Source organism: Gordonia sp. ALPHA1B1 (assembly GCF_005502615.1).
GTDB lineage: Bacteria > Actinomycetota > Actinomycetes > Mycobacteriales > Mycobacteriaceae > Gordonia > Gordonia hongkongensis.
Window position 1 is genome coordinate 42,211 of sequence record NZ_SCOC01000028.1, and the last position, 18,138, is coordinate 60,348.

At 70.4% G+C, this 18,138-nt stretch carries 12 protein-coding genes; 10 read left to right on the forward strand and 2 right to left on the reverse strand.

All coding sequences use genetic code 11. The features are described 5' to 3' along the window. Positions 1 to 57: 57 nt before the first annotated feature. The 6 genes from FFS52_RS17395 to FFS52_RS17420 all read left to right on the forward strand — a co-directional run bounded on the left by FFS52_RS17395 (position 58) and on the right by FFS52_RS17420 (position 7,666). Positions 58 to 912: a TIGR02569 family protein gene (locus tag FFS52_RS17395; RefSeq protein WP_055475607.1), complete on the forward strand. Its 855-nt coding sequence runs from the start codon at positions 58 to 60 to the stop codon at positions 910 to 912. A 237-nt stretch (positions 913 to 1,149) separates the two neighbouring features. Further along, a complete protein-coding gene (locus FFS52_RS17400; protein WP_078113367.1) occupies positions 1,150 to 2,655 on the forward strand; it encodes a nitrate/nitrite transporter in 1,506 nt (501 codons plus the stop codon). A gap of 37 nt (positions 2,656 to 2,692) precedes the next feature. Continuing rightward, the gene (nirB, locus tag FFS52_RS17405) at positions 2,693 to 5,281 is read left to right on the forward strand and encodes a nitrite reductase large subunit NirB (protein WP_078113368.1); all 2,589 of its coding nucleotides are present in this window, start codon (positions 2,693 to 2,695) and stop codon (positions 5,279 to 5,281) included. Between the two features lie 26 nt (positions 5,282 to 5,307). Continuing rightward, a complete protein-coding gene (gene nirD / locus FFS52_RS17410) occupies positions 5,308 to 5,715 on the forward strand; it encodes a nitrite reductase small subunit NirD (protein ID WP_171011665.1) in 408 nt (135 codons plus the stop codon). A 5-nt stretch (positions 5,716 to 5,720) separates the two neighbouring features. Next, positions 5,721 to 6,905 carry a uroporphyrinogen-III synthase gene (locus tag FFS52_RS17415; RefSeq protein ID WP_055475606.1) on the forward strand — a complete coding sequence of 395 codons (1,185 nt, stop codon included), beginning with the start codon at positions 5,721 to 5,723 and terminating at the stop codon, positions 6,903 to 6,905. Between the two features lie 17 nt (positions 6,906 to 6,922). Further along, positions 6,923 to 7,666: a sirohydrochlorin chelatase gene (locus FFS52_RS17420; RefSeq protein ID WP_137810420.1), complete on the forward strand. Its 744-nt coding sequence runs from the start codon at positions 6,923 to 6,925 to the stop codon at positions 7,664 to 7,666. An 87-nt stretch (positions 7,667 to 7,753) separates the two neighbouring features. Here the strand turns inward: FFS52_RS17420 and FFS52_RS17425 are convergent, their stop codons facing one another. Beyond that, positions 7,754 to 8,056, reverse strand: coding sequence for an MGMT family protein (locus FFS52_RS17425; protein ID WP_137810421.1), 303 nt, complete (start codon positions 8,054 to 8,056; stop codon positions 7,754 to 7,756). 23 nt (positions 8,057 to 8,079) lie between these two features. Beyond that, entirely contained in the window at positions 8,080 to 8,856 is a 777-nt protein-coding gene (locus tag FFS52_RS17430) for an alpha/beta fold hydrolase (protein WP_137810422.1), read from the reverse strand. 108 nt (positions 8,857 to 8,964) lie between these two features. Between FFS52_RS17430 and FFS52_RS17435 the strand changes: the two genes are divergently transcribed. The 4 genes from FFS52_RS17435 to nudC all read left to right on the forward strand — a co-directional run bounded on the left by FFS52_RS17435 (position 8,965) and on the right by nudC (position 17,945). Continuing rightward, positions 8,965 to 12,402: an ATP-dependent DNA helicase gene (locus tag FFS52_RS17435; RefSeq protein ID WP_137810423.1), complete on the forward strand. Its 3,438-nt coding sequence runs from the start codon at positions 8,965 to 8,967 to the stop codon at positions 12,400 to 12,402. Further along, complete coding sequence (locus FFS52_RS17440) at positions 12,395 to 15,799, forward strand: UvrD-helicase domain-containing protein (RefSeq protein ID WP_137810424.1); 3,405 nt, start codon at positions 12,395 to 12,397, stop codon at positions 15,797 to 15,799. The genes FFS52_RS17435 and FFS52_RS17440 overlap by 8 nt, the downstream gene beginning before the upstream one ends. A 102-nt stretch (positions 15,800 to 15,901) precedes the next feature. After that, positions 15,902 to 16,972: a potassium channel family protein gene (locus FFS52_RS17445; protein ID WP_058252009.1), complete on the forward strand. Its 1,071-nt coding sequence runs from the start codon at positions 15,902 to 15,904 to the stop codon at positions 16,970 to 16,972. A gap of 31 nt (positions 16,973 to 17,003) precedes the next feature. Then, positions 17,004 to 17,945 (forward strand): NAD(+) diphosphatase, encoded by a 942-nt coding sequence (gene nudC / locus FFS52_RS17450; protein WP_137810425.1) that lies wholly within the window; start codon positions 17,004 to 17,006, stop codon positions 17,943 to 17,945. Positions 17,946 to 18,138: the final 193 nt, after the last annotated feature.

The window sequence follows — 18,138 nt, forward strand, 5'->3', positions numbered from 1 at the left end:
GGGTGGTTGCCGCGTGCCTTCCCGAAACGGACTACCGCGCTCGGTAATCTGGCCGACGTGAACACCGTCGAGCCGCCCGGACACGTGTTGAACACGTTCGGGCTCACCGCCCACCCGCCCATCGCGATGGGGGAATCGTGGGTCGGCGGGTGGCGTGTCGGCGAAGTCGTGCTCTCACTGGTCCCCGACCACGCGCGCGCCGCGTGGTCGGCGTCGGTGCGCGAATCCCTGTTCGTGGAGGGGATGCGCATCGCGCGTCCGTTCCGCGCCACCGACGGCCGGTACGTGGTGTCGGGCTGGCGCGCCGACACCTACATCGCCGGGACGCCCGAACCACGGCACGACGAGGTCGTCCTGGTCGCCGACCGGCTGCACGAGGCGACCGCCTCGCTCGAACGGCCCCGGTTCCTGCTGCAGCCGCCTGCTCCGCCGCACACCGACGTCGACGTGTTCACCGCGGCCGATCGTGCCGCCTGGGAGGACGTCCCGCTGCGCTCGGCCCGGGCCGCCGGTATGGCCGAGCCGACCGCACCCGACGGTGTGCAGAGCGTCGACATGCTGAAAACCCTTGCGAAGCTTCGTAAGCCGGTGGATCTGCCGTCTCAGGTCGTGCACGGTGACCTCTTCGGCACGGTGCTGTTCGCCGGTGCCGCGGCCCCGGGGATCACCGACATCGTCCCGTATTGGCGGCCCGCCCCGTGGGCGGCGGCGGTCGCGGTGGTCGACGCCCTGGCGTGGGGTGGTGCCGACACCGAACTCATCCAGCGATGGTCGGATCAGCCCGAGTGGCCGCAGATGATGCTGCGGGCGACGATGTTCCGGTTGGCAGTCCACGCGCTGCACCCGCGGTCGACCTCGGGCGCACTGCCCGGGTTGCAGCGAGTCGTCGAACATGTACGTTTACTCGTATAACCGCAGCTCACAGCCCTGACTGACCGCTGACAGGGTTCTCACAACGCCCGCGTGACGGAGTGAGGACAACGTGACGATGCGGTCACCTCGCGGAAAATCCGCGCAACACGCCCCCTCCACACTTGGTCTCGAGTCGCACGACACCGGTGTCGGCGTCTTCCACGACAGCCACCACTGCACGCAGCCCTGTGCACGGCAGTGACACCACGTAGACCAGCAACCATCGGAGGCGGAGCCTTGGCATTCGCAGATCTCAGAGCACAACTGACACGGGACCACACGATCACCGACTGGGACCCGGAGGACCGGGTCGCCTGGGACAACGGCAATGCCGCGATCGCCAAGCGCAATCTGATCTGGTCGGTCATCTGTGAGCATGTCGGATTCTCGATCTGGTCCCTGTTCTCGGTGATGGCCCTGTTCATGGGCCCCGAGTACGGCATCAGCATGGACCAGAAGTTCGTCATCGCCGCCACCGCGACGCTGGTCGGTTCTTGCCTGCGTATCCCGTACACGCAGGCCACCGCCAAGTTCGGCGGCCGCAACTGGGCGATCTTCTCCGCCGTCGTGCTGCTCATCCCGACCGGGCTGACGATGATGCTGATGATGAACCCGGGCGAGTTCGGGTTCGGCTGGTTCCTCGCCGTCGCGGCCATCACCGGTTTCGGTGGCGGCAACTTCGCGTCGTCGATGACCAACATCAACGCGTTCTACCCGCAACGGCTGAAGGGCTGGGCGCTCGGACTCAACGCCGGCGGCGGCAACATCGGCGTGCCGGTCGTGCAGGTCATCGGTCTGCTGGTCATCTGGCTCGCCGCCGACCAACCCGAGATCGTGTGCGCCATCTACCTGGTCGCCCTGGCCGTCGCCGGTATCGGTGCCGCCCTCTACATGGACAACCTGGACCACCAGACGGCCAGCGGCCGGGCGATGCTCGACTGCCTGAAGTACCGCGACACGTGGCTGATCTGCCTGCTCTACATCGGTACGTTCGGTTCCTTCATCGGCTTCGGGTTCGCGTTCGGCCAGGTCCTCAACATCAGTTTCACCGAGGCCGGAGTCGCGAAGCCGGCGCTGGCAGCAGCGCAGATCGTCTGGATCGGTCCGCTGCTGGGGTCGGTCATCCGTCCCTACGGCGGAAAACTGGCCGATCGCGTCGGCGGTGGCAAGGTGACGCTGTACACCTTCATCGCAATGGTCTTCTCCGCGGCGATCCTCGTGGTCGCCGGCACGATCGCCGACAACAACGGCAAGACGATCACCGGCGCCACGTTGACGGCCTTCATCATCGGCTTCATCCTGCTGTTCCTGCTCTCGGGCCTGGCCAACGGGTCGGTCTACAAGATCATCCCGACCATCTGGGAGCACAAGGCGCAGGCGCGGAGCGGACTGAATTCGCTCGGGAAGACGAAGTGGTCGCGGAGCATGTCCGGCGCGCTCATCGGGATCGCCGGTGCCGCAGGCGGTCTCGGCGGTGTGGGCATCAACCTGGTGCTGCGCGCCAGCTACCAGTCCAACAAGTCGGCGACGATGGCCTTCTGGGTGTTCATGCTCTTCTACGTCCTGGCAGCGGTCGTGACCTGGTGGTTCTACGCCCGGCGCCCGATCGTCATCGCGGAGACCACCGATCTCGCGATCACCGGTGCCCATGACGAACCGGCATCGACTGTCGACGGGACCGCATCGACCGGTGCTGCCGCCGAGGGCACCGACAAGCAGGCAACCAAGGAAGCGCTGGCCTGATCCTCACGGGACCGGCGAGGCAAGGGAGCAAAGAGCAGTGAACAGCGAAACCGCAACGCGCACAACCAAGACAGTGGTGGTGGTGGGCCATGGCATGGTCGGTCACCGCTTCGTCCAGGCGCTCCGCGAGCGTGACGCGACCGACCTGTGGCGTATCGAGATCGTCAGCGAGGAGATCGACCCGGCCTACGACCGGGTGGGGCTGTCCTCGTATGTCGGTGCCTGGCTTCGGGATTCTCTCGCACTCGAGGGGAACACGTACGCCGGGGACGATCGGGTCGTCACGCATCTGGGCGAGACCGTCACCGGCATCGATCGAGACGCCCGCCGGGTCGTCACCTCGAGCGGTCGCGAGATCGACTACGACGCAGTCGTTCTGGCCACCGGTTCCTACGCTTTCGTCCCGCCGGTCCCCGGTCACGACAACGACCGGTGCTTCGTCTACCGCACCCTCGACGACCTCGACGACATCCGGGCCGCGGCCGAGGCCGCCGGTCCGGGTGCGACGGGTGTGGTCGTCGGTGGCGGCCTGCTCGGACTCGAGGCCGCCAACGCACTCAAGCTCATGGGGATGACCCCGCACGTGGTGGAGTTCGCCCCGCGTCTGATGCCGATGCAGGTCGACGAGGGCGGCGGCGCGATCCTGAAGAACCTGGTGACCGAGCTCGGACTCGAGGTCCACACCGGGGTCGGGACGTCGGAGATCGCCGACGCCGAGGACGGCGGCCTGCGGGTCACGCTGTCCGACGAGTCGACGATCGACGCCTCGCTCGTGGTGTTCTCCGCCGGCGTCCGACCGCGCGATCAGCTCGCTCGGGACGCGGGACTGGCCGTCGGCGAGCGCGGCGGCGTGCTCGTCGACGCCGGTTGTGGAACCGACGACGAGAACGTCTACGCCATCGGCGAGGTCGCCGCCGTCGAAGGCCGCTGCTACGGCCTCGTCGCCCCCGGTTACTCGACCGCCGAGGTGGTCGCCGACCGTCTGCTCGGCGGGACGTCGGAGTTCCCCGGTGCCGACCTGTCCACGAAGTTGAAGCTCCTCGGCGTCGACGTGGCCAGCTTCGGCGACGCGTTCGGCACCACCGAGAACGCGCTGGAGATCACCTACCACGACGCGGTCGCCGGCCGGTACGCGAAGATCGTCGTCAGCGACGACGCGAAGACGCTGCTCGGCGGAATCCTGGTCGGCGACGCATCGGCCTACGCGATGCTCAAGCCGATGGTCGGCCGGGAGATCCCGGGCGACCCCGCTGCCCTCATCGCACCCGAGGGCGGTGCTGCGGTGGGTATGGACGCACTGCCCGACGACGCGGAGATCTGCTCGTGCAACGGCGTCTCGAAGGGTGCCATCTGCTCGGCGATCGCCGACGGTGCGTGCGACATCGCCGCGGTCAAGGGCTGCACCTCGGCCGGCACCACCTGCGGTGGCTGCCTGCCCAGCATCAAGCAACTGCTCGCCGCGTCCGGGGTCGAACTGAGCAAGTCGCTGTGCGACCACTTCACCCAGTCGCGCGCCGAGCTGTTCGAGATCGTCGCGGTGACCGGAATCCGCACGTTCTCCGAACTCGTCGACCGGTACGGCACCGGGCAGGGTTGCGAGATCTGCAAGCCGACGGTCGCGTCGATCCTCGCGTCGACCTCCAGCGACCACATCCTCGAGGGCGAGCAGGCCGCGCTGCAGGACACCAACGACCACTTCCTGGCGAACATGCAGAAGAACGGCTCGTACTCGGTCGTGCCGCGGATGCCCGGTGGCGAGGTCACGCCCGAGCAGCTGATCGTGATCGGTGAGATCGCGCGCGACTTCGGGCTGTACACCAAGGTCACCGGCGGCCAGCGGATCGACCTGTTCGGTGCGCGCGTCGACCAGTTGCCCGAGATCTGGCGGCGCCTCGTCGACGCCGGGATGGAGTCGGGGCAGGCGTACGGCAAGAGCCTGCGGACGGTGAAGAGTTGCGTCGGTTCGACGTGGTGCCGGTACGGCGTGCAGGACTCGGTCGGCATGGCCGTGCTCCTGGAGAAGCGGTACCGCGGACTCCGCTCACCCCACAAGATCAAGTTCGGGGTGTCGGGATGTGCCCGCGAGTGCGCCGAGGCGAGGGGCAAGGACGTCGGTGTCATCGCCACCGAGCACGGCTGGAACCTCTACGTCGGCGGCAACGGCGGCCAGAGCCCCAAGCATGCGGTGCTGCTCGCCAGCGGAGTGGATGACGAGACCCTCGTCGCCTACATTGATCGGTACCTCATGTTCTACATCCGAACAGCCGATCGACTGCAGCGCACGGCGCCGTGGCTGGAGTCGCTCGAAGGTGGTCTCGACCATCTGAAGGACGTGGTGTGTGAGGACAGCCTGGGGCTCGCCGCCGAACTCGAGGAGGCGATGGCCCGCCACGTCGGCGGTTACCAGGACGAGTGGGCCGCGGTGCTCGCGGACGAGGACAAGCTGAAGCGGTTCGTCTCGTTCGTGAATGCGCCCGATGTCGTCGACCCGACGATCCGGTTCTCCGAGTACGAGCGCAAGGCGCCGGTGCTGCTCGACATGCCGGCGGTCCGTCCGGGTGCGACCGCTCCGTCGGGCCCCGATGGAGTGAGCGAGCGACCGGTGAGAGAAGGAGTGCCCACATGACCATCGCGCCAGGGGAGGCCGACACCATGTCCGCAGAGACGACACCCACCGGCGCCGCCACGGCGTGTGAGGGGAGCTGGGTGCGCGCTTGTTCGATCGACGACCTGATCGTCGGTCGCGGCGTCGCCGTGCTGGGTCCCGAGGGTGTGCAGGCCGCGCTGTTCCGTCTGCCCGCCGCCGAGTCCGATCGCGAGGCGGCGCCCGGGCGCTCCCGCCTGTACGCGATCGGCAACATCGATCCGTTCGGTCGCGCCGCGGTCCTCTCCCGGGGACTCACCGGCGACCGCGGGGGCGAACCCACCGTCGCCTCGCCGCTGGGTAAACAGGTCTTCGCGCTGCGCACCGGGATCTGCCTGGACGACGAGACGGTGTCGGTCCCCAGCTACGGTGTGCGGGTGGTCAACCGCATCGTCGAGGTGTTCTTCCCGGCGTGAACACCATGACCCCCGCCGGTGCAGACCCTGCCGGCGCAACCTCACCGGACCCCGACCCGTTGCCGCTCGCCGGTTTCACGATCGGGATCACCGCCGCGCGTCGCGCCGAGGAGTTCGCGGTACTGCTGGAACGACGCGGTGCCGAGGTGATGCAGGCCCCGACCATCCGCATCCTGCCGCTGGTCGACGACACCGAACTCGAGCGGGTGACCGAGGAACTCATCGCCCACCCGCCCGAGGTGATGGTCGCCACGACCGGTATCGGCTTCCGCGGGTGGGTCGAGGCCGCCGACGGGTGGGGCAACGCCGAGGCCGTCCTACGGGCGCTGTCCGATAGCCGGCTGATCGCACGCGGCCCGAAGGCCAAGGGCGCGATCCGGGCGGCGGGGCTGCGCGAGGAGTGGTCGCCGGAGAGCGAGTCCTCCTCGGAGGTCCTCGACCGGCTGCTGGAAGAGGGCGTCGACGGCGTCCGGATCGCGGTGCAGTTGCACGGTGCCACCAGCGAGTGGGAACCGCTGCCGGACTTCTGCACGGTGCTGCGCGCCGCCGGTGCCGAGGTGGTTGCGATCCCGGTGTACCGCTGGCATATGCACCCCGACGTGGCGCGCATCGACAAGATGATCGGCGCGGTGCTCCGCGGCGATCTCGACGCGATCACCTTCACCAGCGCCCCGGCGGCGGCGTCGATCCTGACCCGTGCCAAAGAACTCGGCAAGCTGCAGCAGTTCATCCACGCACTGCGGACCGCGGTACCGGTCATGTGCGTGGGCTCGGTGACCGCCAGTCCGCTGGAGGCGCTGCAGATCCCGACGATCTACCCGCGCCGGTTCCGTCTCGGCGCGCTCGCGCGCCTGATCACCGACGAACTGCCGCGGCGGAGCCACCTGCTGCGGGTCGCCGGGCACGACACCGCCATCCGCGGCCAGGCCGTCGTGGTCGACGGTGAGCTCCGTGAGATGTCGGCGACGAGTCTGCTCCTGCTCAAACTGTTGGCCCGCAACCCCGGTCGCGTGGTCTCGCGGCAGGAGTTGCTCGCCGGTCTGCCCGGTGACAGCTCCGACACCCATGCGGTCGAGGTCGCCGTTGCTCGACTCCGTGCCGCACTCGGGGATTCGAAGATGGTGCAGACCGTCGTCAAGCGTGGTTACCGGCTCGCGGTCGACCTCGAGTACGACGCCGAAGACGAGTGAGAAGGAAGCGAGAACACATGCACGACAACCATGTACGGCTTCCGCACGGTGACCGGTTGCAGGGGTACAGCCCCGTCCTGGTCGCGCACGGGACCCGCAACCCGCACGGGGTCAACGTGATCGCCCAGATCGCCGAGGCCGTCAGCGCCCGCATCGGGCTCACCCGCACCGCATTCGTCGACGTCCTCGGACCGACGCCGAGCGAGGTCATCGCCGACCTGGAACGTCCGGCGGTGCTGGTGCCCGCGTTCCTCGCCTCGGGCTACCACGTCCGCAAGGACCTGCCCGAACACGTCGCGGCCGCCGGCCGGGCGGACACCGTCGTCACCCGGGCGCTGGGTCCCGATCCGGCCATCGCCTCGGTCGCCCGACTCCGGCTGGCCGAAGCGGGCTGGGAACCGGGCGACGCGGTCGTGCTCGCCGCCGCCGGGTCATCGGACGAGAGTGCCTGCGGGCAGGTTCATCTGGCCGCCCGGCAGCTGGAATCGCTGATCGGCGGACGGGTCGAGGTCGGGTTCATCACGACCGCGACCCCCACTGTGCCCGAGGCGGTCGAGCGGGCCCGGCGCACGGGACGGCGGGTCGTGATCGCCAGCCACCTCCTCGCCCCGGGCCTGTTCCATCAGCGCCTGAGCACCTACGGCGCGGACGCGGTCGCCGCACCCCTGGGGCCGGACCCCAGGATCGTCGACCTGATCGTCACGCGGATGCGTGCGGCCATCAGTCCGTACCGACGTGTGCCGGTCCCGCGCCACGTCTGAGCTGCCCCGCAAACCCACCCTTTTTCGGCATATTCAGCACCCTCCAAGGGGGTGGGTATGCCGAGAACAGGTGGGTTTGCGGGTCGGTCACGTGGCGGGGTCCCACCGGCACTCGCGCAGTCGGATTCGCCCGTCGGTGACCGGAACACCCTCCGCCCGCAGCCGTTCCAGCTGACGAGTCGCGAGATGCGGCGCCGGCCGGCCGCCGGCGGGCACCACACGGTGCCAGGGCAGGTCGGCCGAATCGGTCCGCATGATCCAGCCGACGATCCGCGGGCTCGACAACCCGGCCGCGGCGGCCAGGTCGCCGTAGGTGCTCACCTGGCCGGCCGGAATGGCCGACACGAGTGCACGGACCCGTTCGACCTGCTCCTCGGTGATGGCTGCCATCGTCGCCTCGACAGATGTCGTCGCTACAGCAGCGATCGGACCAGCGCGGCCGCGAGCCCGGGCTCGAGGAACGGCACCATGTGGCCGCAGTCGGCATGGTGGACGGTGACCTCGTCGCCGCGCTCGCTCGCGCACGCATCGAGGAAGGCCGGCCGCACGAACGGGGGCTGGACCTGGTCGGCGACCACCACGTGGGTGGGCACACCTGGCGGCGGAAGCACTGCGGGCCTAGCCATCTCGCTCCACGACGCCGCTGCGGCGGGTGCGCTCACCCGCCAGCCGACCCGGCCGCGCGGCCGGGGGACGAGGTGTTCGGCGAGTTCGGCCTCCATGAGCTGGTCGGGAACGGCGGCCCAGCCCTCCGCACGTTTCGCGGCGCGGGCGGTGTCGGCATCCGCGTAGTCCCAGTTGTCGAGACTGTCGGTGGCCACGTCGAGCGCGAATTCGGGGTCGAGGCCCTGCGCGGGGTCGAGCAGCACCAGCCCCTTCACCGCATCCGGGCGGCGGTTGGCCAGGTGCAACGCCAGCGCGCCACCGAACGAGTGACCCACGACGACCACCGGATGCTCATCGGCGGGGATGTGTTCGTCGATCACCGCGGACAACGCCCGCACCTGGTGCTCGATGCTCCATGGCGGTCGCCACGGAGACCGGCCGTGACCGATCAGATCCGGCGCGACGAGGCGCACGCCGGGGAGGTGATCGGTCAGCGCTGCCCAGCGGCGGCCGTGCCCGGTGAGTCCGTGGATCGCGAGAACCGCAGGACCGCTGCCGAAGACATGCGTGTTGAGAGCTGTCACCCGTCCATCCTGCCGTACGCCGCGCGGCGGACTCTGACACAGGTCGCGGGGACACAGGTCGCGGGCACGGCCGACGAGGCCGTCGGTGGGCCGTGATTCGATGGATGCATGAGTCGGAAACCGGGTGCCCAGACCCCGCGGAGCGCGCTGCGTGCGCGACTCGTCGCGGCCCCCGACCCGACGGACCGGCCCCGGCACTGGCCACCGTCCGTGGCGCAGGTGATCGACCCGCCCACGAGTCGGCCGGCGGACGAGGAGCAGGCGTGGCGCCCGGTGCGGGTGCACGGCGGCCCCGGGAGCGGGAAGACCGCACTGATCGTCGACGCCGCGGTCGCCCGCCTGCTCGACCCCGCCACCGATCCGGAGTCGGTCCTCGTCCTGGCGTCGAGCCGACGCGCCGCCGTCGCGCTCCGGGAGGAGATCACCCGGCGCGTCCTGTCCGCGGGCTCGAGCGGTCGCCGGGTGCTCGGCGGTGCGCTGCGCGAGCCGCTGGTGCGGACCGTGCACTCCTACGCCTTCGCGATCCTCCGCTTACAGGCGCAGGCCCACAACAATCCGCCGCCGCGCCTCATCACGGGGTCCGAACAGGACGTCGTCCTGCGTGAACTGCTCGCCGGTGACATCGAGGACGGCGCCGGGTACTGGCCTGCCCACCTACGGCCCGCGCTGGGCACCGACGGGTTCGCCCAGGCGTTGCGCGACCTGATGATGCGCGCCGCCGAACGCGGGGTGGGTCCGGAAGAGCTTGCCGCGCTGGGGCGTACGCACAAACGACCGGAGTGGGCCGCGGCCGCCCGGGCCTACGCGCAGTACGAGCAGAACATGCTGCTGCGCGGGGCGGTCGGGCTCGAGACCCCGGGGGCCTCGGCGCCCGCGGTCGACGCGGCCGAATTGATCGGGTCGGCCCTGTCGGCCTTCGCCACCGATCCCGACCTGCTGAGCGGCGAGCGTCGTCGTATCCGGCATCTGCTGGTCGATGACGCGCAGCATCTCGACCCGCAGGCGGCGCAGCTCATCACGCTGGTCGGCACCGGAACCCTCTCGACGATCATCGCCGCCGACACCGACCAGTCCGTGTTCGGATTCCGGGGTGCGAGTCCGCGATTCGCGGACGGGCTGGCCGAACCGGGCAGCCCGCTCGACATCCTGCTGGAACACGATCACCGCGCCCGGCCCGAGCTGTCCCGCCTCGGGCGCGCGATCGCCGCCCGGCTGCCCGGCGCTCGCCCGCACCCGTATCCCGACCCGGTGACGGATTCGGCCGACGCCGACCCGGGCGCGGCCGATGGGGGAGGCGCGGCCGCGGTGCGCGTGTACGGGTCTGCCGCGAAAGAGGCCACCGCCATCGCCGACCTCCTGCGGCGTGCGCATCTGTTCGACGGGGTCCCGTGGTCGCAGATGGCGGTCGTCGTCCGGTCGGTGTCACTGGCCCTGCCGCCGCTCCGACGCGCCTTCCGGTCCGCGGGCGTACCCCTGACGACGCCCGCGAGCGACCTGCCCCTGCATCGGCAACGAGCCGTCATCGGACTGATGCTGGTGCTGCGCGCCGTCGCCGCGCGGGCGGCCGCGGGAGCAGATGCCGACCTGCCCGACACCACCGACCCGGAGACCACCGACCTGTTCACCAGCGAGCTCTTCAGCACCGAGGACACGCTCACGTTGCTGTCCGGTCCGATCGGGGCGGCCGACCCGGGCTCGATGCGCCGTCTCCGACGCGGTGTGCGGCGTCTCGACGATGCCGATGACCCAGCAGGACAACCGGATTCGCTCACGTCGCTGACCCGCGCCATCCTCGACCCCGAGGTCGGCGCGCGCTATCGCCGACGGCTCACCGAGACCGAGGCGGCGCCGCTGGCCCGCGTGCTGGACGTCGTCGGTGCGGCCCAGCGGGTCCATGACGCGCGCCGCGGGATCGAGGAGACCCTGTGGGCGGCGTGGCAGGCCACGGGACTCGAGCGGCGGTGGGCGGCATCGGCGGTCCGCGGCGGCCCGGCCGGTGAACAGGCCGACCGCGACCTCGACGCGGTCATGGCGATGTTCGAATCCGCCGCGGATTTCACCGACACGCTGCCCGCGGCCGGGCCCGCCGGATTCGTGCACTACCTGTCCCAGTTGCAGATCCCGCGCGACAGCCGAACAGCCACCGCCGCAACCGAGTCGGTGACCGTGCTGTCCGCGCACGCCGCGGTGGGGCGGGAATGGGAGGTCGTCGCCGTCGCCGGGGTCCAGGACGGACTGTGGCCGTCGCTGCGCAGCCGGGGTGGCGTTCTCGCCACCGGGCAACTCGTCGACCTCCTCGACGGTATGGCCGCCGACGCCGTGGACACCGTCGCCCGTGGGGCGACGGCACTCGCCGACGAGCGCCGGCTCTTCCTCGTCGCCTGCACCAGGGCGCGAAGCCGGCTGCTCGTGACCGCGGTCGAGGACGGCAGCGGGGACGCCTCGCCGTCGCGGTTCATCACCGAGCTCGCAGATCTGGTGGGGGACAACGACGATCCGGCCGAGTCGGCCCGCGCCGAGGTACGGCTCGATCCAGGCGTCGACCGGGTGCTCTCGTTGCCGTCCCTCGTCGCGACACTTCGGTCGGCGGTGATCGCCGGCGTCGACGAACCCGATGCACCCCGGACGAAGGCCGCGGCGCGTCTGCTGGCCGAGCTCGCCGACTCCGACATCCCGGGTGCGCACCCGCGCGACTGGTTCGGGCTCGCCGCACCCAGCACCGACGATCCGCTGTGGACGCCGGAGTCGGGGGCGCTGACGCTCTCACCGTCGAATGTCGATGCACTGACCCGCTGTTCGCTGCGGTGGGTGCTCGAACGCAACGGCGGCCGCGACGGCGACGGCACCCCCGCGCTGACCGGCAGTCTCGTGCACACGCTCGTCCAGGCGGTGGCAGGCCAGCTCGACCCGGCTGAGGTGACGGCGGCGCTGCGCGGCATCTGGGAACGGGTCGACACCGGGGCGGGCTGGTACTCGGCTCGCGAACTCGAACGGGCCGAGGGCATGCTGGGGCACTTCCGGGAGTGGCTGCGCATCTCGCGTGCCGATCTCGAGGAGGTGGGCGTCGAATTGCCGATCGACGCAACCATTCCCGCGGCGTCGGGGCCGGATTCCGACGAGCCCGCGGTCCGTCTGCGCGGGCGTGTCGACCGCCTCGAGACCGATGGCGCCGGCCGCCCGGTCGTCGTCGACGTGAAGACCTCGAAGAACCCCATCACCAAGGCCGACGCCGACGAGCACGCGCAGATGGCGGCCTATCAGGTGGCGTTGGCGCACGGCGGCGTGCCCCAGTTCGGCGACGCCGCGCCGGGCGGCGCCCGACTGGTCTACGTGTCGACCGCGAACCGCAATTCCGGTGCGGCCGAGCGTGTTCAGTCGCCGCTCACGCCGGAGTTGCTAGACGAGTGGATCGGGGTGGTGCGTCGCGCGGCCCGGGCGAGTATCGGTCCGACGTACAGCGCGACGCCCAACCCGGGCTGTGTGCACTGCAACCTCACCACCAGCTGTCCGGCCCAGATCCCGGGGAAGGCGGTCACCGATGACTGACCTGCAGGATCGGACCGAACGGCCGATGGTCGGGGCGAAGTCGCTGGCCGCGGCGCTGGGTCTGCCCGATCCCACGCCCGAGCAGGTGGCCGTGATCGAGGCACCCATGGAGCCGATGCTCGTCGTCGCCGGAGCCGGGGCCGGCAAGACCGAGACGATGGCCTCACGCGTGGTGTGGCTGGTGGCCAACCAGCTCGTGGCCCCCGACGAGATCCTCGGACTCACCTTCACGCGCAAGGCCGCGAGCGAACTCGGCGCCCGCATCCGGCGTCGGCTCTCGATGCTTGCCGGGTCGCCGGCGCTGCGGAACTGGGATCCCGACGGCGCGTTGGCCGCCCGCCTGCGCGGCGCCGACCCCGAGGTGAGCACCTATCACGCCTACGCCGGCCGGTTGATCGCCGACTACGGGCTGCTGCTGCCGGTGGAACCGTCGTCGACGCTGCTCACCGAGACCGAGCTCTGGCAGCTCGCGTTCTCCCTCGTCTCCGCGTGGCCGGGCGAGCTGAACACCAAGAAGGTGCCGGCGAGTGTCACCGAGGCGGTGCTCAAGCTGTACGGCGAGATGTCCGAGCACCTCGTCGACATCGCCGACCTCGCGCAGGCGGGTTCGACGCTGTACGAACTCGTCGACACCCTCCCGAAGGGCCCCAAGCAGCGTGACAAACCGACCCAGGCGCTGCTGAAGGTCCAGGAGGTCATCGACGAACGTCGCGAGCTGATCCCGATGGTCATAGCGCTGGGCGAGACGATGCGCGCCCAGTCCGCGCTCGACTTCGGCAGCCAGATGTCGCTGGCGGCACGGCTGGTGGTGTCCAATTCCGAGGTCGTGACCGCCGAGCGCACCGCCTTCCGCGCGGTTCTCCTCGACGAGTACCAGGACACCGGCCACTCGCAACGGGTGTTGCTGTCGACCCTGTTCGGCGGGCACGGCCGCGCGCCGGTCGCGGTCACCTCGGTCGGCGACCCCATCCAGTCCATCTACGGGTGGCGTGGCGCCTCGGCGGCCAACCTGCCGCGGTTCGCGCGCGACTTCCCACGACCCGACGGGACCCCGGCCCGGCGCCTCGAACTGCTCACCAGCTGGCGCAACTCGGCCCAGGGCTTGCGGTTGGCGAATCAGATCTCCGCGGAGCTCCGACGCCGCGGTATCCCGGTCAGTGTGCTCCGGCCGCGTCCCGATGCCCCGGACGGAACGGCGTCGATCGCCCTGACCGAAACGGTTCTGGACGAACGGAACTGGATCGCCGACGCCATCGAGGAACGCTACCAGGCGGCCGAGGCCGCAGACGTCGCGCCGCCGACCACCGCGATCCTGGTGCGCCGCAACGAGGATTCGGCGCCGCTGGCCGCCGAGCTCGAGAGTCGGGGCATCCCCACCGAGGTGGTCGGCATCGGCGGGCTGCTGCACGTCCCGGAGATCGAGGACATCGTCGCGACCCTGCGCGTGATGGCCGACCCGATGGCCGGGACCGCGGTCATGCGTCTGCTCACCGGGGCCCGCTGGCGGCTCGGCGCCAAGGACCTCGCCGCGCTCTGGCGTCGGGCCACCAACCTGGCGGCGGAGAGCTTCGCCGAGGCGGGCGGGGTGGTCACCAGCAGGGAAGCGCTCGACGCCGCACTCGATGCGGTGCTGCCCACCGAGATCGTCGACCGGGCGGGCATCGCCGACGCCGTCGTCGACCCCGGCGAACCCACCGACTACAGCCCGGAGGGTTACGCCCGCATCCGGGCGTTCGGTGCGCAGTTGGAGTCACTGCGTCGGCGCATCGGACAACCGCTGCCCGAACTCGTCGCCGACGTGGAGAACACGATCGGGGTCGGCGTCGAGGCGCAGATCCGGGCGCGGCGCATGCGGGGTGCGATCACCGGACGCGAACACCTCGACGCCTTCGCCGACTACGTCAGTCATTACGCTGATCGTCCGGGAGCGAATCTGCCTGGACTGCTCGCCTTCCTGGATGCTGCCGAGACCATCGAGAAGGGTCTCGAACCGGGCCGCATCGAGGTGGCCGAACAGCGGGTGCAGATCCTCACCGTGCATGCGGCCAAGGGCCTGGAATGGGATGTCGTCGCGATCCCGCACCTGGCGAAGGGGATCTTCCCCAGCGCCAAGGCCGACACCACATGGTTGGGCAGTGCGCGCGAACTCCCGGCGGACCTGCGCGGCGATCTGGCGATCCCGGCCGAGGCGGCCGACGGTGCGCCGGAGGGGTTCCCGATCCTGAAGATCGACACCGTGGCCGACCGCAAGCAGCTCGAGGACGCCCTGACCGACCACAAGGCCGCGATCGGCGAACGGCGACTCGAGGAGGATCGCCGGTTGCTCTATGTGGCGCTCACCCGCGCCCGGCACGACCTGCTGATCTCGGCGCACCACTGGTCGGAGACCGGCGACAAACCCCGCGGCGGTTCGGATTTCTTCGACGAGTTGATGACCGGCATCGATGAGGCGATCGCCGACCCGAGCGTCGACTCGACCGGTCTGTCGATCGCGGTGCGGACGCCACCGCCCGAACCGGACAGCCCGAATCCGTTGGCCGAACGCGCGATCGCGGCGCCGTGGCCGCGTGATCCGCTCGCGGGCCGCCGCGACTCGGTACAGCGGGCGGCCGACCTGGTCGCCGACGCCATCGCCGGCCGCGCGGCGCCCGCGCTGTTCGACACACCTGCTGCCCAGTCCGGCCCCGCCGACGCCGAGACCCCCGCAACGCCACCGGCCGACCCCGCGGACGAGATCGGGGCGTGGGAGGCCGAGGTGTCGGCCCTGCTCGCCGAGCATCATCAGGCCAACCAGGCGCTCGTCGAGGTGTCGTTGCCGACCCATCTGTCCGTCAGTCAGCTGGTCGAACTGGACGCCGACGAGGCCGAGTTCGCTCGTCGGCTCCGCCGGCCCACCCCGTTCCGGCCCAACCCGATGGCCCGGCGCGGCACCGCGTTCCACGCCTGGGTGGAACGCTGGTTCGGGGCGACACGGCTCCTCGACATCGACGAACTGCCCGGCGCCGCCGACGCGACGGCGAGTCCCGACGCCGATCTCGAGGAACTGCGGGCCGCGTTCCTCTCCTCGCCCTGGGCGAATCGCAGCCCGACCGAGGTGGAGGTGCCCTTCGAGACCGTCATCGGCGGGATCGTCGTGCGCGGACGGATCGACGCGGTCTTCGCCGAGAAGGACGGTTCGTGGACGGTCGTGGACTGGAAGACCGGTGTGATCCCCGAACCCGCCCGCCGGGAATCACTCTTCATCCAGCTCGCCGCGTACCGCCTGGCGTGGGCGCAGCTGGCCGGGGTGGAGCCGACCAAGGTCCGCGCCGCGTTCCACTATGTGCGCGACGGGCACACCCTGGAGGCCGACGACCTGCCCGACGAGGCGACCCTCGCCGCGAAGCTGGCCCGCTGAGCGCGCCGGTGCCCCGGGACAGCTCCCGCCACATGCCTTGTGATGCCCCGAGGTGGGCTACATTGCAGCGTGTGAGCGAACTCGACGTGCGCGTGCGTGCCGGTGGCTAACCGTCTGCGCCGACGCTTCGGCGGTACCGAGCTGGCCAACCGGCCCGACCACGCACTGGTCGGCGTCGTCCGCATCCCCGAACTCCAGCAGAGCCCGAGCCGGGCGATCGGTCGGCGCGTCTTCTGGGCGACCCTGGCGCTGCTGTTCACCTCGGTCGTGGTCTGGCTGGATCGCGCCGGCTATCGCGATGCCCAGGACAACGAGCTGTCGTACCTGGACGCGCTCTACTACTCCGCGGTGACCCTCTCCACGACCGGCTACGGCGACATCACACCGATCACCCCGTTCGCCCGTTTCATCAACCTCGTCATCATCACGCCGTTGCGCGTGCTGTTCCTGATCGTGCTGATCGGTACCACCCTCGAGGTGCTCACCGAACGGTCGCGCCAGGCGCTCAAGATCCAGCGTTGGAGGAATACCGTGCGCAATCACACCGTGGTCATCGGCTACGGCACCAAGGGCCGCACCGCGGTGGACGCCATGCGGGGCGACGGCATCAAGCCCTCCGAGATCGTCGTCGTCGACGCGGACGCCACCGTGCTCGAGGCGGCCGCCTCCGACGGGCTGGTCACCGTGCGCGGCGACGCCACCAAGTCGGATGTGCTCCGCCTCGCCGGTGTCGCGCACGCCGCCAGCATCGTCGTCGCCACCAGCCGCGACGACACCGCGGTCCTCGCCACGCTCACCGCCCGCGAACTCAATCCGCGGGCGAAGATCGTCGCGTCGATCCGGGAGTCGGAGAACACCCACCTGATGCGCCAGTCCGGCGCCAACTCGGTGGTGGTGTCGTCGGAGACCGCCGGCCGCCTCCTCGGGATCGCGACGATGACCCCGTCGGTGGTCGAGGTGATCGAGGACCTCCTGACCCCGGATGCCGGCTACGCCATCGCCGAGCGCGAGGTCGACCCGACCGAGACCGGCGGATCGCCCGCCCACACCCGCGACATCGTCCTGGGTGTTGTGCGGAACGGTGTGCTGCACCGCGTCGACGACAGCGAGGTCGAACAGATCGAAGTCGGTGACCGGCTGCTGTACGTCCGCACCAACCCCAACGACGACTGATCGTTCCGTCATCGAGAAAGGCCGTGTCACCGTGCATTTCGACATGCCCCAGCCGCCGCTGCTGTCGCGGGCGGTGTTCGACCGGGCGGACGCGATCCGCGACGACGCCGAGCGGATGGCCGCCGGCTGGCCGACGGCCAAGGTGCTGTTGATCGACGCGGCCGGCCGCTACCCGGTCACCGATTCCGGTGCGCTGCACTGGGTTGCGGCTCCGACCGTGGCCGAGGCGCCGCCGGGGGATGCGGTGATCCTCGGCTTCGACGGGTCGGGCGGCGCCGGTGGAGCCGACCTGTGGACGCGCCGGGTGGACCACATCGACGGACCGACCGATGACGCCCGACGCGGTGCGACGCGACTGTCCGCCGACGAGGCGGGGCTCCTCGCGACCGCCCTGGGAATCCTGAACTGGCATGCGACCGCGAGTCATTCACCGGTCGACGGTTCCGTCACCCGGCCGGCCCGCGGTGGTTGGGTCCGGCGCAGTGTGGATTCCGGCCGCGACGAGTTCCCGCGGACCGACCCGGCGATCATCACCGTCGTCCACGACGGCGCCGATCGCATCCTGCTCGGCCGCCAGTCGGTGTGGCCGCAGGGTTGGTATTCGACGCTGGCCGGCTTCGTCGAGCCGGGGGAGTCGCTCGAACAGTGCGTCCTGCGCGAGGTGTACGAAGAGGTCGGGATCGTGGTGCGGGAACCGCGCTACCTCGGCAGTCAGCCGTGGCCGTTCCCGCGGTCGCTGATGCTGGGATTCGCCGCACTCGGCGACCCGGCCGACGAGTTGGCGTTCCTCGACGGCGAGATCGGCGATGCGCAGTGGTTCCACCGCGACGAGGTCCGGGCGGCGCTGGCCCGGGGCGACGGCTGGTCCCGCGCCGAGGCGCCGGGTTCCGACGACGCCGACCGTCTGCGCCTCCCCGGATCGATCTCCATCGCTCGTTCGATGATCGAGGCCTGGGCGGCCTCTGGTCCCTGATCCGAAAGAACCACAAAACCCTGCTGCGTGGGGTGCAAGCGATGCCTTCCCTCTGCTCCCTGAGCAGCCTATGAGGGTTTGTGTCAACAGGGTCCTGTGGTGGGTGTGGGCGTGGGTGTTCGGCCCGGCGGCCGGTTGGCGTGTCGGGATGGGTGCGTGGTGGGGGGTTCGGGTTGGCCGGGGTCGTGCCTGG

Coding starts and splice junctions, on each gene's coding strand:
- nirD (WP_171011665.1), top strand. CDS start 5,308: ATGTCCGCAGAGACGACACCCACCGGCGCCGCCACGGCGTGTGAGGGG.
- FFS52_RS17415 (WP_055475606.1), top strand. CDS start 5,721: ATGACCCCCGCCGGTGCAGACCCTGCCGGCGCAACCTCACCGGACCCC.
- FFS52_RS17420 (WP_137810420.1), top strand. CDS start 6,923: ATGCACGACAACCATGTACGGCTTCCGCACGGTGACCGGTTGCAGGGG.
- FFS52_RS17425 (WP_137810421.1), bottom strand. CDS start 8,056: ATGGCAGCCATCACCGAGGAGCAGGTCGAACGGGTCCGTGCACTCGTG.
- FFS52_RS17435 (WP_137810423.1), top strand. CDS start 8,965: ATGAGTCGGAAACCGGGTGCCCAGACCCCGCGGAGCGCGCTGCGTGCG.
- FFS52_RS17440 (WP_137810424.1), top strand. CDS start 12,395: ATGACTGACCTGCAGGATCGGACCGAACGGCCGATGGTCGGGGCGAAG.